Source organism: Alkalibacillus almallahensis, assembly GCF_011761495.1.
GTDB lineage: Bacteria > Bacillota > Bacilli > Bacillales > Alkalibacillaceae > Alkalibacillus > Alkalibacillus almallahensis.
The window spans coordinates 45,888-68,008 of record NZ_JAASRU010000007.1; the positions used below are offsets into that span (position 1 = coordinate 45,888).

Genomic DNA, 22,121 nt, shown 5'->3' on the forward strand with positions numbered 1-22,121 from the left:
CCAGTCAATCAGTCAAAACTGAATGACCTAGGGGCCTATATTTAATTAGTTAACAACTAAATATAACAAAAAAAAGCAACCCAGGAGAATGAACTTAATTCGGTGCTTTAAAGGAAGATCCGCAACCACGTGAGACGATGGCATTCGAATTATCGATCGTGAAGCCACCAAACTATGTCTTTCACATGTTCAACGACTAGAAAAATTGTTTACCTAATTTTTGTTTACCAATCCAAAATGCGTATGCCTATAACCCCTTTAATATTAAAGACTATCCATGACATAATAAATGGAATAATAAAACCATAGAAGTTAAAACTTATAGAGTTAAAATCCTGTACAAAAAACACAACGGTAACACCAACACCAATCACAAAAATGATGACAGCGTCAGTTATTTTTCTTCGTTTCCAACGTTTATCTCCTTTACGACCCCGCTCAAATTCCTGTAGCCGTTTACTTACCTTCGTTCCAATATTCCTCCCCGTTATGAGGGTATACAACGCAAATGTTACACCAATCCATATTAATAAAATAAGCATTCCAATAATGAGCATATGATTACCATTATAAGCAAAATACATTGCAAATACGAAAATCAGCAACATTGCGAGGTTTAGTTGAATTAATTCTTTCTTTTTTAATTGTTTTACTTCTTGTATATCCCATTCTTCCCTATCCATTTTACCCCCCCCTTTATTTTACAATTTCTTTAACTATACGGTTAATTAAATTAATCAAAATTTTTCAAAACTTTATAATTAAATTAACATAAATACCCTTTATCTTAAACGAACTAAAAAAGGTGACCTCGAATCAATAACGAGATCACCTTTTTGATATCTAACTTTAATTAAACTGTCCGCTTTTTAAGTAATACATCTCACAATTACCACAATCAATTCTAATAAAATTTTATAAAAGTGATTTGAATTAATCACAGTTTTCGTTTTCATTTAATTAGCTGCTAATTCCATCGGTTTATCCTTACTTTGTCTGTTCGAGTTTTTCATCGTTATTCTGCACATATGGTATATTACTTTTACTCTCGTTATGTTTTCTCAATTCTAATTGTTTAGTAACTATATTAAACAAGTACGCACCAACTAACCCTAATATTAATAGTAGTCCTCCCATAAATAGGGGTTGCACCCAGTCTCCAACGATAATCAATAAAGAAGCAATCACCATAGCTCCATAAGTTGTCAAACTATATAAAGCCATATAGGTGCTCCTGGCATCGGCTGGTGCAAGGTCTCCAATCATGGCTTGCTTAATAGGGACATACATCAGCTCGCCAATGGTACCTATAAACATGATCATAAAAAGCATCCATATATTATTGATAAAAGCTAGTAAGCTAAAACAGCATGAAAAAATAATAATACCAATCACTACTGTCCAACGATCTTTAAATTTTTTAAATAATATTATTGTTATTGATGATAAGAGAACCACTAGAATTGTATTTTCAGTACGTAGAAAACCAAGCATCTTGGTACCATCAACCATGAAATCAAGACCAAACGTTGATATTGATTGAGGATGAATCTCTTTTTCAAATCGAATTCCCATATAGTTCGTTAACGATTGTTCCAACGATAAAACTAATACCGCACCCAAAATATAAAACATAAATAATTTATCTTTTAATACGGTTGAATATTTTTGAATCATAATCGTTAAAGATGTTCTCTTATTCGTTGTAGAAGAAGTGGAATGGAAGGTAGGTTTGTATGTTTCTGTGATCAAATATACTGTGATAGATAAAGAAATGAAAGATATTAATGAAATTCCTATAAACAACTCAAACAAATAATTTTGAAATAAGAGTGCCCCGACAATTCCCCCAATTGCTGTAGACAGGTTACTTACCCAATAACTTATAGTAAAAACCAATTTTCTGGATTGAGAATCTGTTAAATCAATAATCATCGCTTGAGCAGCTGGTTGAAAGATTCCTCCAAAAAACATATTGATGACAAATAAAGCTGCTGTAATATAAGGAAGGTCATACCAAGGGGAATTACACAAGGCAATAAACAAATATGTTACGAACATCCCAAGATCAGAATAGATCATAATTTTCCTACGACCAATTTTGTCGGATAAATGCCCTCCAACTAATGCTCCAATAACCCCTGATATAACAACGCAAATAAGGATAACACCTGTTAAAGAAGCACCGATTTTCTTAGCAAATAAATCGCAAGAAAAGGGATGACAGCCATCGAAACTAATCCTCCGAGAAATTGAACCGCTAATCGAAGTTTGATGTTGGGGTGAATATCTTTAAAAACCAAGTCTCTCACTCCTAACTTTCTGAAAACGGTCCAAATAACCTTAAAGCTTGGATTTTAAAGCTTTGCCACACAGGGTTAGTTTCATCATCAATAAAGGTCAATCGAATTCCATTGATAAAAGATAAATACGATTCCGCGATTAACGAAGGTGAATCATTGTAAAAGTAACCTTGCTTTTGTCCTTCTTCAATAATTGTATCTATGCTATCTACAAATGAATTCACAAAGTCATCTAACTCAGCAAACAATTTCGGAAACCTGTTAGGACTTGCCAGTACTTGTTGTATTAAAAATAATAGTTCTTTTCTTGTAGAAAATAGCTGTACATGATCATCAATCATAGTCTTAACTACATCAATTGGTTCACCTTTAAAATGAGTTTCTATATCAACAAAATACGGCTTGATTTCTTCAAGCGGTTCTAATATAGCTGATTCGTATAATTCATCTTTAGAATTAAAATACGAAAATACTGTACCAAAACTAACACCAGCTTCTTTTGCAATTCCAGCAACTTTTGTTTCCGCAAATCCATTCTGACTAAATAATTTAATAGCAGCATTTAGAATATTTGATCGTTTTAATTCTTTCTTATCATTCATCTTTTGCATTATGAAGATCATCCTCCTTAAAAATGATTGATCGATCAATCAAAATTATACTGTTATTATCTCATATAGTCAAGGTGGCAAACTAATTATTCTAAAAATTAAATGTTTTAGTTAAGGGTGGCTTGATCTGTTTCTAACTCAGCTAATTTCGATCATATCTCATTAAAGAATTAATTCGTAGGTCAATCACCGCAAAGTACTCATAAGGTAAACGACTAAGATCATCATTTTGACCTTTAAATACTTGCAGAGTTTCCCTTTAACAATCACGCTAAATTTTCACTCTCTTTCAGTTTTTTAACGCCATAAAAAAAGACTTTCTTAACGCACTTTAGCGCTAAGAAAGTCTTAAACACAGTATTAACAATTCTCCGGCTGTCCTTCCACATTCGGTGCTTTGAATGAAGAGCCGCAACCGCATGATACGATGGCATTCGGATTATCGATCGTGAAACCGCCACCCATCATGTTTTGTTTGAAATCAACTGTTGTCCCTTCGATAATTGGAACATCCATTTCCGCAACTACAATCGGGATGCCGTCCTGCTCAAATTGACGGTCTGTTTCGTTAACCTCATAATCAAAACCTAATTTATATGAGAGACCACTGCAACCGCCACCTTTGACACCAAATCGTAAGTAGACTTCTTCAGCTGTCTCGTCTTTCAACATTTCTTGTACTTGAATCGTTGCTGATTCAGTTAAGTTAATCGCCATATTTAATACCTCCCTAATTGTCAGTATACTAACATTTAACCCCTACTTCAAACATCTAACTCTACCCAGAGATCACCTTGGGCAACTGTAACGGCTGGTCCACGCATCGATACACTTCCTGATTCAAGCCAAGTAATCCATAAGTCACCGCCATCTAAATGAACGGTTACTTCTTGCTCACGTTCTAAGTATCCATTAAGGGACGAAGCCACAACGGCCGCACATGCACCTGTTCCACAAGCTTGAGTAATCCCTGAGCCACGTTCCCAAACACGGAATTTAATTTCATCATGTTTTACCACTTCGACAAATTCAACATTAACACCTTCTGGAAAACGATCATCATTGGTTACTTTAGGGCCTAATGTATAAAGTGGCGCATCTTCAATCTGTTCTTGAAAGAATATAGCGTGTGGATTTCCCATCGAAACCGCTGTGACGTGGAAATCATCACCATCAACACGAAATTGCTCATGAATCACCTCATCAAATAAGCCACCACTTTCTGTTTCCATCGGTATAGCTGATCGAGCTAAAATAGGTTCACCCATATCAACTGTTACACTTTCGACCAACTGATCATCATTTAGATGGACAGTTGCTTGCACGACTCCTGATTTTGCCTCGATATAGAAAGTTTCTTGCTGCACATACTGATATTCATAAGCGAATTTCGCAACACAACGCAGGCCATTGCCACAATTCATGGCTTCAGATCCATCACGATTAAAAATCCGCATACGAACATCAGCTACCTCTGATGGCAACACCATAATCAATCCATCAGAACCAATACCAGTATGGACGCTTGAGACTTGGCGAGCAATTTCAGGTAAATCCTGTTCTTGTAAATTAACTTGATAACCATCAATATAAATATAACTATTGCCGAGCCCATGCATTTTAGTGAAAGGAATGTTCATACTACAACCTCATTTCCTATATTAATTGTTCCTCTTCTAAAAATTGATACACTTTCTTAACAAGTTCATCTGGTGTATCAGCCATAATTAATTCACCATCAGCAATAGCAAATAAACTCATCGCACAAATGGCACAGTTGCTAGTACAGCCATACTCTACAACATCTATATCAGGATCTTTATCTAATTGTTCTAAGGCTTCTTGTGAGCCACTCATTAAATTATTAACACAAAACTCAACTAACGGGTTCATGGCGTCCACTCCTCGCTTGTATTCCTAATGGTGAACCCTTTCACATATCTATGAAGACGGTGATAAACCCCGTTCCTCAAGTGCTTTATAAACTGTCTTCAATCGTGGGTTCCCTTCACCAACAATTTCATCTTCGACTAAGACGACTGGAAAAATCATATCATCTTCAACAACTTTTTCAGCGAATTGCTGATAAGGTTCTTCATTCGGGGGATTATAAATATCGACGTAACGATATATCACATGATCATCCCCGTATTTTCTTGAGATCGCTGCTTGTAACCAATCATATTGTTCCTTAGAACTCGGTAAGTTAACACAACTAGCACAAAGAACCTCAGCTCCATAAACGACTAATTCAATTTGTTGATTCATCAAATCCCCCTCTTTGTTTTAAAACTTGACGATTGATTAGCTAATTATATTTTACAAAACTTTCGCTTCGAGTTAAAATGAAAATGGTTCTCAACAACATATTTTAAAATAAAAGCACGATAATAGATTTTTAATTAGAATTTATTTATAATTAAAGTAAGAAAGGGGAAAATGTGCGATGTTTGATCAAGTCCAAGAAGTTATAGGTAAATTACGCCCGTTTTTATTACGTGACGGCGGTGACGTTGAATTGGTCGACGTAGATGATGGCATCGTCTTACTTCGACTAAAAGGAGCATGCGGTAATTGCCCAAGCTCTGCGATCACCCTTAAAGCAGGTATTGAGCGTGCATTAATCGCTGAAGTTCCTGGTGTCCAAGAGGTAGAACAAATTTTCTAAATGAATTCATAAGTAAGCCCTCAATGTAATCAGTACATTGAGGGCTTTTTTCATGATATTAGTTCACAGGCGTTTTAGCTTTATTCCCACTTAAGACTGCGATTATGTTTTGCGCTGTAAGCCACATCATCTCAGTCCGTGTTTCATAACTTGATGATCCAATATGTGGTAGTGCGACAACATTATCAAGCTCTAACAGAGGATGATCTGCTTGAATCGGTTCATTTTTGAAGACATCCAAGCCTGCCGCATAGATCTCTTTCGATTTCAGAGCTTCATATAAATCAGCTTCATTTACAACCCCACCACGCGACGAATTAATAAATATAGCTGACGACTTCATTCGTTTAAAAACATTCATATTAAACATGTTCTCAGTCTCTGGTGTAAGTGGTGTCATACATACAACAAAGTCAGACTGTTCAATAACGTCAGCAAAGGAACAATACTTAACCCCTAATGCTTCTTCTGCCTGTTCTTTTCTAGAACGATTATGATATAACACAGTCATATCAAAACCTGTCGCTCGCTTAGCAACGGCTTCACCTATACTTCCCATACCAATAATTCCTAATGTCTTATGGTGAACATCTGCACCTGCCAACATATAAGGTGACCAAGCTTGCCACTGATTGTTTTCGATATATTGAGTCGCTTCTGGAATCCGTCTAGCTGTTGCTAACAACAAACCAAACGTTAAATCAGCTGTCGTATCTGTTAATACATCCGGTGTGTTCGTCACGACAATTCCTCTGTCTTGAGCAGCACTAACGTCAATATTATCATAACCAACTGCTAAATTAGCGATTACTTTTAAGTTCGGCGCTTGGTCTAATAAAGCTTCATCAATTGAATCAGTTAGCATCGTCAGCAAAGCATCTGCTTGACTCGCTTTCTCTTCTAAAACATCACGTGGGACAGGCACTTCATCCGAATCATATACTTCGACTTCATAGTACTCTTCTAACGATTGAATAACTTCATCAGCTATACGTCGTGTTACAAAAACAAATGGCTTCGACATGTTTCAACCCTCCAACATTAAATTTAAAAATGACTCCAGTCAGCAAGTGATTTAACCGAATACGTTGGTTTGACCGACACTTTCTTTAAATCTTCACGTGATGTTACACCCGTTTCAACATGCAAGGTATCAATGCCCGCTTCAATACCTGCCATAATATCAGTATCATAATTATCGCCAACCATAATCACATCACGATGAGAAAGATTTAATTCTTCCAATGCTAAATCAATCATTAAGGCGTCAGGTTTTCCTACCACAATGGGTTTAGTTTTCGTCACATGACGAATCAATTCAACATAAGCACCATTTCCCGGCACGAACCCTTCTTCAGTTGGCACACGTAAATCAGGGTTAGTCGCAATAAACTGGGCTCCCTTTTGAATATGAAGGCAAGCTTCTTTCAATTTATGATACGTCACATGCCGATCGATCCCGACTAGAACGTAATCAGGTGTTTCATCAGTTATTTGAAGATTTCTTGAATGAAGCGCTTCTTCCACACCATGTTCACCAATCTTAAACACACGAGCGCCCTCTTGCTGTGATTTGATATAATCAGCGGCAATAATCGATGGTGTTAAAATATGGGACTCATCGACTTCTATGCCGTGTTCTCTTAACTTCTGCATGGTTTTATAACGTGTTCTTGAGGAATTATTCGTGACGAAACGAAATGGGATCGATTCTGATTGTAATGAGCGAATAAAATCTGCCGCTTCAGGAATTGGCGCATTTCCTCGATACATCGTTCCATCTAAATCAATTAAGTATGCCTGGTATTTCGCCATGTTATTCGTCTCCTTCGCGCTTCTTAAATGCTGTAATCGGCCCCATTTCTTTTTCTAAGTAACGATATACTTGTGTCGTAAACTGTTTTAAAACGGGTAAGCTATCATCCAATGTTGTTTGAAGCTGTGGATGATCGATTACCATATAATCTTTAACAAGTATTCCTCTTAATCCTATTACTTGTTTAAAAGCATCTTCTTGGTCAGCTGTGATGACCTGTTCATCGACTAATATATCAATGACATCCTCATAGCTACCAGGGTCTCGCATAATAAAACCGTCAATCATCATATTTCCTATGTCAACGATTGCTTCAATCGTCATATGTACAATACGTTCAAGACCGAATAGTTCAACATTTGATTCAAATGTTGCCTGTTCATACGTGCTTAATAAATTATTGAAATATGTTGATGTTTGATCCATTTTTTCAAGGTCAACAAAGTACATCTTCATCATTCCTTTCAATTTCTAGTTTATCATAGACAATTAATTCTTATATATAAAAATATTTGCGCCATACTATAACTGATTTTAAATAATAGGAGCTGAATGATGTTGCCTTTTAAGACGATTAACGATGAAATGACTGATGGCCATGTTCGTTATGTTAGTTTCACAGGAGATGATCGACGCTTTGATTTGGCCATTGTTAAGAGCGAGCAAGAACAAGCGAAAAGTTTCGTGATTGATTTACAAAGATCACGCTACACTGAGATTCATGATGATGAGCTAGAAGATAGTGATTATTTTTGCCACTTTTTACATCTCAATACGTATGAAGCAGAAGCGATTCACGATTATTTAACTGAATTGTTGCAGCAACCGCAAGCAACTTAAGAAAGGAGCATTTATATGGGTAAGAAGAAAAAGAATGATGATTTTAAGCCTGTCGAAATGCATCAGAATATGCAAACACCCGAAGAATTTCCTGAAGGGACATATGGTGAACCTGTTAATGATGAACCTCTAGAGGCCCGTGAATATGATCCCAAACGCCGACATTATTCAGCGTTTAACTATGAAAATAAAGAATTGCATCATGATCTACCGAGACAATATCCATTTGCCCATCAACCAAATAATTTTCCGGATGACGAAGATCCAGAACACGATGATCAAGGGTGAATTCAATTAAAAATGACCGGATAAGCGGGCATCCGGTCATTTAACTATCTATTCGTTTTAAGACAAAGTAAGCACAACCAAAATTACAATATTCGTACAAATAATCTTCTAATGCTGAAATTTTCGTATCGAATGTTGCCTTTTGATTCTGATCATCATAGAATCCTTTTAGTCGAAGTTGACCAAAGCCCCAATCACCGACTATGTAATCATATTTCGTTAAAATATCGCTAAAACGCTGTTCTATCACATCTTCTTGAAATCCTTCTCGGTAATCGTGAATGAGCTCATATTGTTGCCCTAATAATTCCATCTGAATCACCTCTATAACTATTAGTGTATCATATCAAACCTTCTTTTCGCTCTGATGATTTCAAAAAAGACGGAAACACTATTCATACTGATTAAGCAAAGGAGTATTTTACATGAAACGCCGTATCATAACTGGCTTATTCATTTTCATTGTCATCCTAACACCTAATACTAGTTGGGCTGAAGACGAATCCTTATCTGAAGAAAGATTGAGTCTTTATCAAAAAACAGCTACCCTAACCCAAGTCCCGTGGAGCCTCATTGCGGCAATCGATCAATATGAACGGAATATCAATGATATTGATGAAGATCGAGTAACTGGAATTCAAATTGACCCTGATCAATGGTTTGGGTTATTAGCCGTCGACGAAAATCCATCTCACTATGAAGCAACGATTCAAGCTTTTAATGGGATTGGAAAAGATGGTGATGGCGATCAATACGCAAATCCCCAAAATGACGAAGATGTCTTATTCACATTCGCACATTGGCTAAATGAACGGCTGGGTAAAGGCATATCTTATGAAAAAAGTTTAGCTCAATATTATGATCGTGAAAAAGCAGCTCAAATTATCAAACAATATAACGAATTATTTAATCATTATTCAACAATAGAATTAGATGAACACGCATTTCCAATTCCGTCTTATAACCAATATTCTTACCGCTCTACATGGGGAGCTGGACGTGGTTATGGAGGTAGACGAATCCATGAAGGTACCGATTTATTCGCAAGTTATGGTACGCCTGTGCGCTCAACATCATATGGTATTGTTGAAATCAAAGGTTGGAATAAATACGGTGGCTGGCGAATTGGCATCCGAGATACAGACAATGTATATCATTATTACGCTCATTTGAACGGATTTGAAGACGAATTAGAAGAAGGCGATATTGTTGAACCAGGTGATGTCATAGGTTATGTCGGAGCTTCAGGATATGGACCAGTTGGAACTTCTGGTAAATTCCCACCTCACCTTCATTATGGTATGTACCGAGATAATGGTGAGAATGAATGGGCATTTGACCCTTATCCACATTTAAAACGATGGGAAAAGCAATCACAATAGTAAAGGGTGTGTCTGGATTAGACACACCCTTTTTATTATTGAGTTAACATACTAATTAAGTTTGTAATCAAAATGTATAAGATGCCTGCAGGAGCGACAATACGCAAGAACCAAATCCATAAGTTACCTAGAGTTGTATCTTGTAGACCTGTTTCACGTAGTGCTTCGACCTTGTTCCAGCCCCAACCAATAAATAGCGCAGTTACGAAACCACCTAACGCTAATGTGTATTGTGCAGTAAATTTGTCTAAGACATCTAAGAATGTAATCGTTGCGCCTTCTGTATTAAGGAACGCGAACAATTTCATTTCAGTTAAAGCTGGTATAGCACCTTGTGATAACGCTGATAGAAAACCAAATACCGTCACAATCGCACCAGCAATTAGAGTTGTTGGCTTACGTCCAGCATTGAAACGACGCATTGCCCAAGAAACACAAACTTCCAGTAGTGAAATCGCAGATGATAAAGCTGCAATACCAACAAATAGGAAGAAGAAAATACCGAAGATCGTTCCACCTAAGCCCCATTGTCCGAATGCCTCAGGTAACGTCATGAATAATAAACCTGGACCTGCACCTGGTTCCATTCCGAATGAGAAAACAATTGGGAAAATCATAAGACCCGCGAACACAGCGAAGAACGTATCAAATACAACTACCGTTCCTGCTGCAGAAGGCAATCGAGAATCTTTCGGTAAGTATGAAGCATACGTAATCATAGCACCCATACCTAGTGATAATGTAAAGAATGCCTGACCAACAGCTGCTCCCCATACATTAATGTCACCTAAAGCATTAAAATCAGGTGAGAACATAAAACTAAGTGCTTCGCCCGCACCATCCATTGTCAAACCAAACACGGCTAAAATAATAACAAGAACCGCTAGCATTGGCATAAATGTACGGTTGGCAATTTCGATCCCTTTCTTAATACCGAAATAAACAACACCAATGACAACAACCATAAATAAGAACTGCCAAACAACTGGACCAACTGAACTAGCAATGAAATCACCGAAGAATCCTTCAAATCCACCAGATTCGACATTGCCTGCCGCTCCTGTAAGATAACTAAATAAATAGTAAAAGACCCAACCAGCAATAACACCGTAGAACGACAGGATTAATGTTCCTGATAAGACGCCTAGAAAACCACCGATTTTACCAAATGATTTGGCTTTGATGTTTTCAAATGAATTAATGGCGTCTGATTGTCCACGTCGACCAACTGTAAATTCAGCAAGTAAAACAGGTAGACCAATTAAGGCGATACAAATAAAATAAGCAATTAAAAATGCGAATCCTCCATTTTCCCCTAACATGTAAGGGAAGCGCCAAATATTACCTAAGCCTACTGCTGAACCAACAGCTGCAAAAATAAAACCAAACCTAGTTGCAAACTGCTCTCTTCCTTGCATAATCATATTCCCCTTTCTATTATAATTCAGTACAACGATAAGTCGTTGTACTGGTCCTCACTTAAATATATTGATTATTTTGTTTTATTATAATTTTTTGACAACTTTTTTTCAAGACTTTTTGAAAAAGTTTCATTAGTCTTAGCAAAAAAGTCACAAAATTCAATCATTAAGTGAGCAACAACGTATACAATCATACCAAATATCTAAATGTTTTGACAATATGATTTATAAAAAAACTTTGATGCTTTGAAGTATGTAAGTTAATGTCAAAAAAACTCAGGCTGTTTATGAAGTCAAACAGCCTGAGTTACAAGTGCCTTATTTAGTTTTTAGCAATAAAACAATGCCAATTAAAATCGCAATCGTTACCACTAAACCAATGATCACTGAACTAGTTAAAGCAAATGCCAAATAACCAAAAATTGTTGATGTTGCAGCAATTAAGGCATACGGAATTTGTGTCACAATGTGATCAATGTGATTCGAGCCGGCACCAGTTGATGACAGAACTGACGTATCAGAAATTGGTGAGCAATGGTCTCCAAAGACTGAACCAGCTAGAACGGCTGATAATGCTGGGACTAATAGTGTCGGATCTAATTCAACAGCCATTGAGCCTGCAATTGGTAACATTAAACCAAAGGTACCCCATGAGGTTCCTGTCGCAAATGCAGTAACTCCAGCTATTAAGAAAATCATGACTGGTAAATATGCTGCATTTAGGCTTGCTTCTTCAACGATTCCTACTAAGTAATCGTCTGTTCCAATAGCTTCAATAATCGCAACAATCATCCAAGCTAAAATTAAAATATAGACAGCTGGAAGCATCGCCTTAATGCCTTCCCATGTAACAACGAAGAAATTCGTTTTCTCACCCGGCTGCACGGCATATAAAATCATCGATAAGACGACAGCAAGCGTCCCACCTAATACAAGCGATAAATTTACATCAGTATTTGCGAAGATTGAAACCAGCGTTACCCCATCTTCACTTCCTCGAATACCTGTAATCATCATCATGGTAATGGTTGTCACCAATAGAACTAACAATGGTAACAGTAGGTGATAAACACGTCCATGCCCATTTTCTTTCACGCCACCTTTTAAATCCCCTGGTACATCAGGATTCTCTGGGTCGATTAATGTTCCAGATGCTTCTGCACGTTGCTCATGTTTTTTCATTGGGCCAATTTCAAGTTTAAAGAAAATAGCTAAAAAGACAAGCAAGACTGCTGCAATCGCATAAAAGTTATACGGAATCATTTGGACAAACGTCGTTAAAGCTGATAATTCGGTTAACTCATGTGTTGAAATGATCGTTGCAATAATTCCGATAATATAAGCTCCCCAACTTGAAATCGGTGTTAATACCGTAACAGGGGCTGACGTTGAATCGATTAAATAAGCTAACTTCGCGCGCGAAACGTTCTGACGATCTGTAATAGGACGGGAAACTTGACCAATCGTTAAACTATTAAAATAATCATCAATAAAAATGGCTACACCTAATAATCCAGTCGTATACTGTGAGCCTTTACGCGTTTTCACTCGATTAACGGCCCACTGACCGAATGCCTGGGCACCTCCAGTAGCTGTTAAGAATGCGATTAAGATACCTAATAGTAATAAAAAGATGATGAGCTGTACACTCCAGATATCCCAAGCACCTTCAGCGTAAAATAAATTCTGGAATGAAAACCAAATTCGTTCTAATGTTGCTAATATGTCATAACTTTCCACCATGAGCGCACCCACAATAATACCAGCGCCAAGTGATAACAAGACTCTTCTTGTTACAAGCACGAGTAAAATCATGATAAAAGGTGGAAGCAATGACCAAAACGTCTCTTCCATGATAATCCTCCTTAAAAAATGAATTCGAGAATGCCGTTCTATGATTTAACACAGTAGCATGTTAATGTTATACATCATAAAAAAAGTAATGATAGAGAAATCTACCATTACTTTTAGAAGTCGGTTATTTCTCGATCAGTAGCTCCCCGTCTCTTGTACGAGAGTGTATTTCTTATTCAAAAATACACCAATACTTAAAGTCTGACACTCTAAGTACTTCGGCATTCAACCCTTTCACACATGGTCATTGTTGTCATCCTCCCACGTGTTACTGATGCTCAATGCACCTCTACCTCATCGATTGATAAGGTCATATATTCAATTTCGCACAAAAATTACTATACCACGCTCATTTATTCTTGTAAATCCCTATATGGAATCGAAATATCCGGTGAATTTCCACCACCTTGATTGTAAAATTCCGGTACCTCTCCTTGTATGACTCCAATTGAAACTGGGACATGCGTTTCGACCGTTGTCGTCTTAGTCGCAAACGGAATAACGACTTGAACATTAGCTTGAATAAAAATATCTAATTCAATCAACGCATTATTAATCCCGTATTCTGTTACTCTTCGCTCTACATCGGATTGTACGTCACCAATGATCCGAAAATTCACTGGTACTTGTGGCCCTAAGTTGGCCAATAACGCATTATTCGTTGCTTGACCAATCGGAATGCGTACAATAGCACGGTGGTCTTCTACTGTATCTTCTTCTAAAACAACATCATGCTCTAAATCAAAATCCAGAGACTCTTCAGGCGTTATTTCACCGCGTTCAATTCTTTTCAAGAAATTTTGAACTCGAAATGTTGTATTACGTAGGACTCGATTAATGACAACACTGTTCCAATTCATTGATACAATATTTCCTTCTTCATCTGTTTCAATATCTAATATCTCATCAGCTTCCAAGTCATCGACAATACGGCGGCTTACCGCTTCATTAATAGCTTCTCGCGCAAATTGATTCGTCTTAGTTTCTGCCATTTCAATCAAAGTGGGTTCGATTCCTCGATTAATTAACCATACAGATAAGAGGGTTGCTATAATGAACACCACAACGGTCATCATGAATATTTGCCCGAATGTCTTCGGTTTTCTCTTCGATCGTCGTATACCTCTGATTCGACGCAAGCCACCACCCCCTCTAATTAATTTATGCACAAAAGTTAGAGGGAATGTGCTTCCTTTATGAAGAGCTTAATGATAATAAGGCGTGCTTCCCAATCATGCCTTCATACCACCCATATTTCTCCTGAGCTGAAGTCGTTACCTTTTGTAATGGGGCATGAATTAATGCATCAACAGTACGAACACCCACTGCCCTTGCCGCAATAATTTCCCGATCTTTTAAATAATCGTTAAACAAGTCAATATCTAATGCTCCGCACATGATATATCCAATATCATTCGATATAATCAGTAAATTAGTTTTTGGCAGAGCCACATGTGTATACGTAAAAGGTTGATCATCAATCCAAATCGGTTCCACATGAATCAATGCCATCGACCTCCTTTTGTATACAATATGTCTTGAAACAAAAATAAGTGTCTGTCTAACTTTTATACATTAGACAGACACTTGGTTAAGACATCACGCAAAAACTCTGGCATATAATATTGTTTGTCATCCACTTCTGAAATCGATGGAATAAGCCATGGAAATGAGAATGTGTCAGCTGTTGCTAGTGTGTATTTTTTGTCAGGATCAACACGTTCTCCCGCTATACTAATCGTTTCTAGCAACTGACCATCCGCTCTATAGTGCAAGGTAACTTGAGAGTAGACCATCTTCCCTAAGATTTCACCGCGGAAGCCTAGGCCCTTAAGTTCATGATTCTTAAAACGATCAGATTCAAATAATCTTACCGTTTCTATTAATTCCTGTCCCGTTAATGTCATTTTACATGGATTCATCGGATGTGGGCAGCTTTCATGAATATGCTTTTTCGTAACAGGTCCTGATTCAAAGCCAGATAATAAAACACCTGAGTTAAGTGCTGCGACATCTGCATTCGTCCAGTTTCTTAATTCTTCAACGAATCTTTCCATAAGCTTCGTTGACTGGAACCAATCAATCGGAAATGGCTCAGAAAGGGATGTCACGACCTGATCTAAATATTGATGCGCTTGATCATTCCATGCCTGAATTTGTTGTATGGTATCCTCATCTTGAGTATCTGAAATCGGTATGGCTTCCCCGGCTAAAGAAGTCACCTGTCCCATTTGATGATCAAAAGCTATATTAATATAGCCGTAGTGATAACCTTGCTTACCTACAGCATTAATGATCGTTCCGTGTTCAACTCTACCTTGATCAATTAAATGGTGAGTATGACCTCCAATAATAACATCGATCGGATATTGCTCAGCCATTTTTTCATCTTCATATAAACCTAAATGGGATAAAACAACCACTATGTCACATTGATGACGTAGCTCAGGTATGTAATGCTCTAAAATCATTTTAGGGTCATCGACTGACCAACCTAATAATTCATAGAACTTACGAAATGGAGCTGTCACGCCCAGTATGCCAACTTTAGCACCTTGCTTTGAATTGATGATTTGATAGGGTTTTAACCACTCAGGTGCTTCCCGATTTTGAGGGTGCACATTAGCACAGGCCACTGCAAATGAAGCATCATCATACAAATAATATAAACGATCATTAGATAATGTGATGCCTTCATTATTTCCAAATGTAACGACATCATAGCCTGCTTCACTTAGCAATGAAACATTTGATTGACCCAGCGTCGCCTCCGTAATGGGATGTACACGGTCTAAATGGTCACCATTATCAAGTAATAAACTCGTTTCACCTTCTAACTCATGAATACCCCGATATTTTTTAATACCAGCCATGATGTTCGGCCAATTATCAAAATAACTATGCAAATCACTCGTGAAATATATATGAATCTGTTCTTGCATACAGTGACGTCTCCTTCATCTACCAAGGTTACTGATATATATAGTTTAACACTAACTCGCTTTTCTTATATAGATTGAATAATTAATCTTATGCCGATTATAATCATGATCATGCGTAATATCCATTCAATTGTTTGACCGTTCAATCGTTGATTCACAACAGCTCCTAAATAACCACCTAACCATGATCCTGGTATACTCATGAGTGTGTATAGCCACATGACATGCCCTGCAGATATATGAGCAACTGAAGATGTGAAACTTGAGAAAAAGATCATAAACATAGACGTTGGCGCTGCAATATGAGCTGGAAAACCAAATAATAAAATCATCGCCGGAACCATTAAGGAACCCCCACCAACGCCAAATAAACCAGACATCATCCCTACAAAAAAGGCAATAAAAATACCTAAAACAGCATTATAAGAATAAGTTGTGGCGTGACCTGATAATTCAAATGTACGAACCACTCGAAGTCGCCCATCTTTCACTTTAGGTGGATGACTTTCCTTAATAAGCATCTTTTTTACAAAAAACATCGCTGTTACGAGAAGCATTAATAGTCCAAAATATAACTGAAATGTATCGACTGCTACAAATTGATTCACATAAACGCCTGTTAAAGCACCCGGGATACTGCCACTTAAAAATAACGAGCCACTAAACACATCAACACGTTGACGTTTTAAAAAAGTTAATGTTGAAGAAAGACCCGTAAAAATCATCACAATTAACGACATCGCGACAACATTTTGTGGTGTTACCCAAGAAAAGGCATCAGAGAAGGTAGCTAAAAATAATAATACAGGCACAAATATGACACCACCGCCTAAACCAGCGATACTGCCTACAAATGCACTTAACAAACCAATGATAAACATGATGGTTAATACCATTATCATCATCCCATCTTAAAATTTCCACATACGGTTCTATCATAGCATAATTTTATAAGGATTGATGAGTACTATTGTTGTGAAACCCTTATTTGTGCTCCTTTCTTATAAAGCCCCTTGCAAATGTCTAGAAGAATTGAAAGAATAGTGATAGACAACATATAGGAGTGGACGTTATGAAGAAATTCGTTGGCAGTCGTGTGATTAAAACAGGACTAGCTATATTTATAACGGCGTTAATTTGTGATTATCTCGGCTGGCCCCCTGTTTTTGCAGTAATCACGGCAATCGTAACCATCGAGCCAACCGTATCTCAATCAATTAAAAAAGGTTTTGTCCGTTTTCCGGCATCTGCAGTGGGTTCTTTTTATGCGGTGTTATTTATCACCTTATTCGGACATTCACCGTTAACATATGCTTTGGCTGCCGTTTTTACTATTGTAACAACATATCGCTTAAAATTATATTCAGGATTACTCGTTGCGACATTAACATCTGTTGCCATGATCGATGTAATACACGCCAATGTCATTATGTCATTCTTTATCCGTTTAGGGACGACCACTATCGGGTTGGTTGTTTCAACACTAATCAACTTATTTATATTACCACCCGACTACTCCAGTAATATTAAACAAAGGCTAAATAAAGTAGCTGAACAAACTGGAAGTGCTGTTGAACAGATTTTTCATCGCTATTTAATCAATCATATTGATCAATATCACTGTCAGCTAACATTGGATGGTTTAACAGAAGAAGTACAAAATATCGAGTCATTAATTGAGTATCAAAAGGATGAAGCGAAATACCATCCCTTAACAACAGATGAACGAGATGAATTAAAACTGGTAGAACGACAACTGATTAGGATTAAGCTCATGATTTATCACATGGATAATATATTGAATACACCCTTGACCCAGTTAGATTTACCAGAAGAAGAAAGTGATATGATCCTAGAATCGGTTCAAGAACTCGCTTATTCCATGAAAGAAAATACGTATTTTGACTTAGAAACTCACCGGAAAAAAGTGAAACAATTGATGGCCTTATATTGGAAAGATAGTGATGAGCTCAGTGAGCATAAGGAAGATTATACAACAACCTTCCCTGCTGAAATCATCGCCTTGTATGAATTAGTATCAATTTTTTATTTAGTCGAAAATTATTATAGTCAAAAACCAAAATTGAAATAGCTCTTTTATCTAATTGATTGAAATTGTTATGAACAAACGTCACCCCCTATGTCAGTTTATGATATAGGGGGTAATGTTTGTTTGAATATTATTCTTCATAAATTATTGGATGATTCGAAGTGCTATGAACTGGTTATGCAGCTAATTTCTCACATTCATCTGCACATTTATGGCAAGCTTCAGCACATCTCTGGCAGTGATCATGCTTATGTTTAGCACATTCATCACCACATTCACGACAAATCTTCGCACATAGTCGAGCAATCTCATTCACAAATGGTGTATCGCGTGTCAATGCTTGTTCAAAATAAGCACAAATGTCTGCACATTCACGGTCTAAGCGAATACATCTCGCCATATCTTGCACATGATCTTCCTGTAAACAGGATGTGAAACAATGGTTACACGCTTCCATACACTCATGTAAAGCATCAATCACACTTGCATACTTCTCATGACTCATCATAAAACCTCCTACAGATCTAGTTATCATGTATATAACCCTATGTTTGGACATTTAAACAGGTTTTATGATTATTTATCCAATTAAACTTAATTAATCTCTATTTACTAAGAAGCATGATGACAAACGAACTCCTCCAGAAAATTACCTTTTCTGTTTAGAATCGAAAATCGCCATCCTTCATTAGCAAGTCTTCAGATCCGTCTTCTTTAGTGCCCACTACCTTCATATCTTCTGTACCAAATGTTACATTCACTAACAAAAGTGACGTGTTTAGTCCAGATGCTTTCAACTCTTCCTCAGATTGATTCATACCATTTTGAATAGTAGATGGGGATGCATTCCCAATACCAATATGACAGGACGTATTTTCATCAAATAAGGTATTGTAAAAAAGAGTATCTGTTTGAGCCAAAGGAGATTGATTAGAAACCAAGGCAATTTCACCAAGATAATGTGAACCTTCATCTGTTTCGATGATCGTTTGTAACACTTCATGTCCCTTCTCGGCATAATAATCTGTAATCCGTCCATCTTTAAAAATTAAATAAAAGTTATCTATAACATTTCCCTCATAGATAAGGGGCTTAGTACCAACTAATTTGCCATTCACCTTATTTTTATGAGGTGCAGTAAATATTTCTTCTGTAGGAATGTTCGGAAAGAAAGGTATTCCATTTTGATCCATGACATTTCCTCCGATATAAAGATGATTTTCAGGTAGACCAACTAATAAATCAGTTCCAAGGCTATTGGTAAAATGCAGCGCTTCAAATTGATTCTCGTTTAGTTTTTTTATCCGAGACTCTAAGGCTCTATTGTGACTCATCCAATCTTCCATGGGAGTTTCCCCATCTGCTCGAGACCCTATTAAAATTAACTTCCATAACGAACGGACAGCTTCTTCTTCACTTAGATTGGGAAACACTTTACATGCCCATTCAATGGACGGAACAGCTAGAAGACACCAACGTACCTCATGGGCTCTAATTTTCTCATAATGATGACTCAATTTAGTACGAGATGCTTTTTGGAAACGGCTTATCCTTTCTGGAGAAACATCCTTAAACGCACCTAACTTTTCAGAAATAATATGGATGTATGCAGCGCCTGCATCGTTCCATTCCTTATATCGTGTTGCCTGCCAATCAGGAAATTGATCGATGGCGGAATCTGTTGCATTTAAATAGAATTCTTGGGTCGACTGTTCGTCTGTCCAATCGATTATTACCTTTGAAGCTTCTGCCTCATAAGCTACCGTTTGGATTAGGCGTGCAAACGTAGCATTTTGAATATCACTATGTATAATCAATAACTGATTTTCTTGTAGATTAACACCAGCACGAACACCAAGTTCTGCATACTTTTTTAACTGTGAATCATCTACAAATTCATATATTTCGTTATCCATTCCACATCTCTCCTATGAACAAATTGCATTATTTCACTACAAAACTCTATGCTTGATCATGCTATGATGAAAATACAAACAGCTCCTTAGTATTTCTTTAAGTGTTATAAAACTAGGATAACAAATAAGGAGTTTGCGTGCTTTTTTGTCTCATCAAACCGCTAAGTTGGTGTCAGGTGAGGAGCGTAGGTGGTGACGCCTGCGGGAACAGCACGCGTCTCGAGACCCCGCAGGCTATGTTTTTCGGCCGAGGAGGCTCGAGCCGTGCCCGCGGCAAGCATCCACCGAAAGCGGATCGCCTGACGCCAACGGCCGACAATAAACCCTCACGCTGAATTGTGTATCTACCCCAACAAATATATTAGAGCCAATATATTAGAGCCTTTATTAGAAGCTGATGAAAAAGAAAAATACGTATCCGAAAGACTTGGTCACAAATCCGTGAAAGTCACATCAGATACGTATCTACACATCACTCAAAAAATTGAAGATGATGCTCTTGATTTATACTCAAATTACCTAATCAGTGATTTTGGGGGCATCTTGGGGGCATACAGCCCAAAACATGAAAACAATGCCCCGAAAACACTGTCATATCAACCTTAACCGATTGAGCCTTCCATTTCGAATTTAATCAAACGGTTCATCTCAACGGCATATTCCATTGGTAGTTCTTTCGTGAATGGCTCGATGAAGCCCATGACGATCATTTCTGTTGCTTCTTCTTCAGAAATACCGCGGCTCATCAAGTAGAATAACTGCTCTTCAGATACTTTTGATACTTTCGCTTCGTGCTCAAGAGAAATGTTCTCGTTTAGCACTTCGTTGTATGGGATCGTATCTGATGTTGATTCATTATCCATAATGAGCGTGTCACATTCGATATTCGAACGTGCACCTTCTGCTTTCTTACCGAAGTGAACAATACCGCGATACGTTACTTTACCACCTTGTTTTGAAATCGACTTCGATACGATCGTCGATGACGTATTTGGTGCTAAGTGGTGCATTTTCGCACCCGCATCTTGGTGCTGTCCTTTACCAGCAAGCGCGATTGATAATGTGTTACCACGTGCGCCTTCACCTTTTAGAAGGACAGAAGGATATTTCATCGTTAACTTAGAACCTAAGTTACCGTCTACCCATTCCATTGTCGCGTTCGCATCAGCAGAAGCACGTTTTGTAACTAAGTTATAAACGTTGTTCGCCCAGTTTTGGATTGTTGTATAACGGCAATACGCATCTTTCTTAACGAAGATTTCAACAATCGCACTGTGTAGTGAATTCGTTGTATAAACAGGAGCTGTACAACCTTCTACATAGTGAACTGATGCGCCTTCATCAACGATGATTAACGTACGCTCAAACTGACCCATATTCTCTGAGTTAATACGGAAGTACGCCTGTAGTGGCGTTTCAACTTTCGTATTCTTCGGTACATAAATGAATGAGCCACCAGACCATACAGCTGAGTTAAGGGCTGCGAATTTGTTATCAGACGGTGGAATCACTTTACCGAAGTATTCACGGAATAACTCTTCATTTTCTTTAAGCGCTGTATCCGTATCTTTGAAAATAACACCCATATCTTCGAGTTCTTTTTCCATATTGTGATAAACAACTTCAGATTCATACTGGGCGGATACACCAGCTAAATACTGCTGTTCTGCTTCAGGAATACCAAGACGATCAAACGTTTGTTTAATCTCTTCTGGTACTTCATCCCATGAGCGCTCTGTTTGATCAGATGGTTTAACGTAATACGTGATTTCGTCAAAGTCTAATTCATTTAAGTCGCCGCCCCATTGAGGCATAGGCTTTTTATGAAATTGTTCGTAAGCTTTTAAGCGATACTCTAACATCCATTCCGGCTCTTCCTTTTGGCGTGAAATTTCACGCACAACGTTTTCTGTAAGGCCACGTTCTGTACGGAAAATTGAAACGTCCTTATCGTGAAATCCGTACTTATAATCACCAATTTCAGGTGCTTGTTTAGCCATACTTTCACCCTCCTTTAAAGATTTTGTAAA

The 22,121-nt window shown here is 37.5% G+C and carries 25 protein-coding genes and 1 riboswitch; of the genes, 5 read left to right on the forward strand and 20 right to left on the reverse strand.

Annotated features, from left to right (window positions below; all coding sequences use genetic code 11):
* Positions 1-224: 224 nt before the first annotated feature.
* The 7 genes from FHR85_RS07605 to FHR85_RS07635 all read right to left on the reverse strand — a co-directional run bounded on the left by FHR85_RS07605 (position 225) and on the right by FHR85_RS07635 (position 5,182).
* A complete protein-coding gene (locus tag FHR85_RS07605; RefSeq protein WP_167262279.1) occupies positions 225-683 on the reverse strand; it encodes a hypothetical protein in 459 nt (152 codons plus the stop codon).
* A 304-nt stretch (positions 684-987) separates the two neighbouring features.
* On the reverse strand, positions 988-2,265 hold the full coding sequence (locus tag FHR85_RS14550; RefSeq protein WP_341770946.1) for an MFS transporter: 1,278 nt from the start codon (positions 2,263-2,265) through the stop codon (positions 988-990).
* A 49-nt stretch (positions 2,266-2,314) separates the two neighbouring features.
* On the reverse strand, positions 2,315-2,926 hold the full coding sequence (locus FHR85_RS07615) for a TetR/AcrR family transcriptional regulator (protein ID WP_167262280.1): 612 nt from the start codon (positions 2,924-2,926) through the stop codon (positions 2,315-2,317).
* A gap of 348 nt (positions 2,927-3,274) precedes the next feature.
* The gene (locus FHR85_RS07620; protein ID WP_167262281.1) at positions 3,275-3,631 is read right to left on the reverse strand and encodes a HesB/IscA family protein; all 357 of its coding nucleotides are present in this window, start codon (positions 3,629-3,631) and stop codon (positions 3,275-3,277) included.
* Positions 3,632-3,678: 47 nt separating this feature from the next.
* Positions 3,679-4,554, reverse strand: a complete 876-nt coding sequence (gene dapF, locus FHR85_RS07625; RefSeq protein WP_167262282.1) for a diaminopimelate epimerase — start codon at positions 4,552-4,554, stop codon at positions 3,679-3,681.
* A 16-nt stretch (positions 4,555-4,570) separates the two neighbouring features.
* Positions 4,571-4,807, reverse strand: coding sequence for a YuzB family protein (locus tag FHR85_RS07630; protein WP_167262283.1), 237 nt, complete (start codon positions 4,805-4,807; stop codon positions 4,571-4,573).
* A 48-nt stretch (positions 4,808-4,855) separates the two neighbouring features.
* Complete coding sequence (locus FHR85_RS07635) at positions 4,856-5,182, reverse strand: YuzD family protein (protein ID WP_167262284.1); 327 nt, start codon at positions 5,180-5,182, stop codon at positions 4,856-4,858.
* Positions 5,183-5,360: 178 nt separating this feature from the next.
* Between FHR85_RS07635 and FHR85_RS07640 the strand changes: the two genes are divergently transcribed.
* Positions 5,361-5,582, forward strand: coding sequence for a NifU family protein (locus FHR85_RS07640; protein WP_167262285.1), 222 nt, complete (start codon positions 5,361-5,363; stop codon positions 5,580-5,582).
* A 58-nt stretch (positions 5,583-5,640) separates the two neighbouring features.
* On the opposite strand, the gene FHR85_RS07645 is transcribed toward FHR85_RS07640, so the two are convergent.
* The 3 genes from FHR85_RS07645 to FHR85_RS07655 are packed head-to-tail and all read right to left on the reverse strand — an operon-like array spanning position 5,641 to position 7,848.
* Positions 5,641-6,606, reverse strand: a complete 966-nt coding sequence (locus FHR85_RS07645; RefSeq protein WP_167262286.1) for a 2-hydroxyacid dehydrogenase — start codon at positions 6,604-6,606, stop codon at positions 5,641-5,643.
* Between the two features lie 23 nt (positions 6,607-6,629).
* The gene (locus FHR85_RS07650) at positions 6,630-7,397 is read right to left on the reverse strand and encodes a TIGR01457 family HAD-type hydrolase (protein WP_167262287.1); all 768 of its coding nucleotides are present in this window, start codon (positions 7,395-7,397) and stop codon (positions 6,630-6,632) included.
* Between the two features lies 1 nt (position 7,398).
* Positions 7,399-7,848 carry a DUF86 domain-containing protein gene (locus FHR85_RS07655; RefSeq protein WP_167262288.1) on the reverse strand — a complete coding sequence of 150 codons (450 nt, stop codon included), beginning with the start codon at positions 7,846-7,848 and terminating at the stop codon, positions 7,399-7,401.
* Between the two features lie 105 nt (positions 7,849-7,953).
* Between FHR85_RS07655 and FHR85_RS07660 the strand changes: the two genes are divergently transcribed.
* Together FHR85_RS07660 and FHR85_RS07665 are read left to right on the forward strand one after the other, a co-directional pair.
* Positions 7,954-8,238, forward strand: coding sequence for an SAV0927 family protein (locus FHR85_RS07660; RefSeq protein ID WP_167262289.1), 285 nt, complete (start codon positions 7,954-7,956; stop codon positions 8,236-8,238).
* Between the two features lie 15 nt (positions 8,239-8,253).
* Positions 8,254-8,526, forward strand: coding sequence for a cytosolic protein (locus FHR85_RS07665; protein WP_167262290.1), 273 nt, complete (start codon positions 8,254-8,256; stop codon positions 8,524-8,526).
* 40 nt (positions 8,527-8,566) lie between these two features.
* Here FHR85_RS07665 and FHR85_RS07670 read toward each other — a convergent pair whose 3' ends face one another.
* The gene (locus FHR85_RS07670) at positions 8,567-8,839 is read right to left on the reverse strand and encodes a YutD family protein (protein WP_167262291.1); all 273 of its coding nucleotides are present in this window, start codon (positions 8,837-8,839) and stop codon (positions 8,567-8,569) included.
* 112 nt (positions 8,840-8,951) lie between these two features.
* Here FHR85_RS07670 and FHR85_RS07675 point away from each other — a divergent pair, with 112 nt between their 5' ends.
* On the forward strand, positions 8,952-9,908 hold the full coding sequence (locus FHR85_RS07675) for a M23 family metallopeptidase (RefSeq protein ID WP_167262292.1): 957 nt from the start codon (positions 8,952-8,954) through the stop codon (positions 9,906-9,908).
* 35 nt (positions 9,909-9,943) lie between these two features.
* Here the strand turns inward: FHR85_RS07675 and FHR85_RS07680 are convergent, their stop codons facing one another.
* From FHR85_RS07680 to FHR85_RS07705, 6 genes are all read right to left on the reverse strand, one after another.
* Positions 9,944-11,326, reverse strand: coding sequence for a sodium-dependent transporter (locus tag FHR85_RS07680; protein ID WP_167262293.1), 1,383 nt, complete (start codon positions 11,324-11,326; stop codon positions 9,944-9,946).
* A 321-nt stretch (positions 11,327-11,647) separates the two neighbouring features.
* Complete coding sequence (locus FHR85_RS07685; RefSeq protein WP_167262294.1) at positions 11,648-13,183, reverse strand: Na+/H+ antiporter NhaC family protein; 1,536 nt, start codon at positions 13,181-13,183, stop codon at positions 11,648-11,650.
* Between the two features lie 131 nt (positions 13,184-13,314).
* Positions 13,315-13,483: riboswitch (Lysine riboswitch) on the reverse strand.
* Between the two features lie 53 nt (positions 13,484-13,536).
* Positions 13,537-14,322: a sporulation protein YunB gene (gene yunB, locus FHR85_RS07690; protein ID WP_243864193.1), complete on the reverse strand. Its 786-nt coding sequence runs from the start codon at positions 14,320-14,322 to the stop codon at positions 13,537-13,539.
* Between the two features lie 55 nt (positions 14,323-14,377).
* Positions 14,378-14,689 carry a YunC family protein gene (locus FHR85_RS07695; RefSeq protein WP_167262378.1) on the reverse strand — a complete coding sequence of 104 codons (312 nt, stop codon included), beginning with the start codon at positions 14,687-14,689 and terminating at the stop codon, positions 14,378-14,380.
* A 62-nt stretch (positions 14,690-14,751) separates the two neighbouring features.
* The gene (locus FHR85_RS07700) at positions 14,752-16,125 is read right to left on the reverse strand and encodes a bifunctional metallophosphatase/5'-nucleotidase (RefSeq protein WP_167262295.1); all 1,374 of its coding nucleotides are present in this window, start codon (positions 16,123-16,125) and stop codon (positions 14,752-14,754) included.
* A gap of 65 nt (positions 16,126-16,190) precedes the next feature.
* The gene (locus FHR85_RS07705; protein ID WP_167262296.1) at positions 16,191-17,021 is read right to left on the reverse strand and encodes a sulfite exporter TauE/SafE family protein; all 831 of its coding nucleotides are present in this window, start codon (positions 17,019-17,021) and stop codon (positions 16,191-16,193) included.
* Positions 17,022-17,197: 176 nt separating this feature from the next.
* Between FHR85_RS07705 and FHR85_RS07710 the strand changes: the two genes are divergently transcribed.
* Positions 17,198-18,217, forward strand: coding sequence for an aromatic acid exporter family protein (locus FHR85_RS07710; protein ID WP_167262297.1), 1,020 nt, complete (start codon positions 17,198-17,200; stop codon positions 18,215-18,217).
* A gap of 133 nt (positions 18,218-18,350) precedes the next feature.
* Here the strand turns inward: FHR85_RS07710 and FHR85_RS07715 are convergent, their stop codons facing one another.
* The 3 genes from FHR85_RS07715 to sufB form a co-directional block, all read right to left on the reverse strand.
* The gene (locus FHR85_RS07715; protein ID WP_167262298.1) at positions 18,351-18,680 is read right to left on the reverse strand and encodes a four-helix bundle copper-binding protein; all 330 of its coding nucleotides are present in this window, start codon (positions 18,678-18,680) and stop codon (positions 18,351-18,353) included.
* Positions 18,681-18,837: 157 nt separating this feature from the next.
* Positions 18,838-20,091, reverse strand: coding sequence for an aminopeptidase (locus tag FHR85_RS07720; protein ID WP_167262299.1), 1,254 nt, complete (start codon positions 20,089-20,091; stop codon positions 18,838-18,840).
* Between the two features lie 602 nt (positions 20,092-20,693).
* Entirely contained in the window at positions 20,694-22,091 is a 1,398-nt protein-coding gene (sufB, locus tag FHR85_RS07725) for a Fe-S cluster assembly protein SufB (protein WP_167262300.1), read from the reverse strand.
* Positions 22,092-22,121 lie beyond the last annotated feature (30 nt).

Coding starts and splice junctions, on each gene's coding strand:
- FHR85_RS07680 (WP_167262293.1), bottom strand. CDS start 11,326: ATGCAAGGAAGAGAGCAGTTTGCAACTAGGTTTGGTTTTATTTTTGCA.
- FHR85_RS07720 (WP_167262299.1), bottom strand. CDS start 20,091: ATGGATAACGAAATATATGAATTTGTAGATGATTCACAGTTAAAAAAG.
- FHR85_RS07645 (WP_167262286.1), bottom strand. CDS start 6,606: ATGTCGAAGCCATTTGTTTTTGTAACACGACGTATAGCTGATGAAGTT.
- FHR85_RS07670 (WP_167262291.1), bottom strand. CDS start 8,839: ATGGAATTATTAGGGCAACAATATGAGCTCATTCACGATTACCGAGAA.
- FHR85_RS07685 (WP_167262294.1), bottom strand. CDS start 13,183: ATGGAAGAGACGTTTTGGTCATTGCTTCCACCTTTTATCATGATTTTA.
- FHR85_RS07635 (WP_167262284.1), bottom strand. CDS start 5,182: ATGAATCAACAAATTGAATTAGTCGTTTATGGAGCTGAGGTTCTTTGT.
- sufB (WP_167262300.1), bottom strand. CDS start 22,091: ATGGCTAAACAAGCACCTGAAATTGGTGATTATAAGTACGGATTTCAC.
- FHR85_RS07620 (WP_167262281.1), bottom strand. CDS start 3,631: ATGGCGATTAACTTAACTGAATCAGCAACGATTCAAGTACAAGAAATG.
- FHR85_RS07605 (WP_167262279.1), bottom strand. CDS start 683: ATGGATAGGGAAGAATGGGATATACAAGAAGTAAAACAATTAAAAAAG.
- FHR85_RS07660 (WP_167262289.1), top strand. CDS start 7,954: ATGTTGCCTTTTAAGACGATTAACGATGAAATGACTGATGGCCATGTT.
- dapF (WP_167262282.1), bottom strand. CDS start 4,554: ATGAACATTCCTTTCACTAAAATGCATGGGCTCGGCAATAGTTATATT.
- FHR85_RS07715 (WP_167262298.1), bottom strand. CDS start 18,680: ATGAGTCATGAGAAGTATGCAAGTGTGATTGATGCTTTACATGAGTGT.
- FHR85_RS07705 (WP_167262296.1), bottom strand. CDS start 17,021: ATGGTATTAACCATCATGTTTATCATTGGTTTGTTAAGTGCATTTGTA.
- FHR85_RS07655 (WP_167262288.1), bottom strand. CDS start 7,848: ATGTACTTTGTTGACCTTGAAAAAATGGATCAAACATCAACATATTTC.
- FHR85_RS07630 (WP_167262283.1), bottom strand. CDS start 4,807: ATGAACCCGTTAGTTGAGTTTTGTGTTAATAATTTAATGAGTGGCTCA.
- FHR85_RS07615 (WP_167262280.1), bottom strand. CDS start 2,926: ATGATCTTCATAATGCAAAAGATGAATGATAAGAAAGAATTAAAACGA.
- FHR85_RS07640 (WP_167262285.1), top strand. CDS start 5,361: ATGTTTGATCAAGTCCAAGAAGTTATAGGTAAATTACGCCCGTTTTTA.
- FHR85_RS07665 (WP_167262290.1), top strand. CDS start 8,254: ATGGGTAAGAAGAAAAAGAATGATGATTTTAAGCCTGTCGAAATGCAT.
- FHR85_RS07700 (WP_167262295.1), bottom strand. CDS start 16,125: ATGCAAGAACAGATTCATATATATTTCACGAGTGATTTGCATAGTTAT.
- FHR85_RS07675 (WP_167262292.1), top strand. CDS start 8,952: ATGAAACGCCGTATCATAACTGGCTTATTCATTTTCATTGTCATCCTA.
- FHR85_RS07650 (WP_167262287.1), bottom strand. CDS start 7,397: ATGGCGAAATACCAGGCATACTTAATTGATTTAGATGGAACGATGTAT.
- FHR85_RS07710 (WP_167262297.1), top strand. CDS start 17,198: ATGAAGAAATTCGTTGGCAGTCGTGTGATTAAAACAGGACTAGCTATA.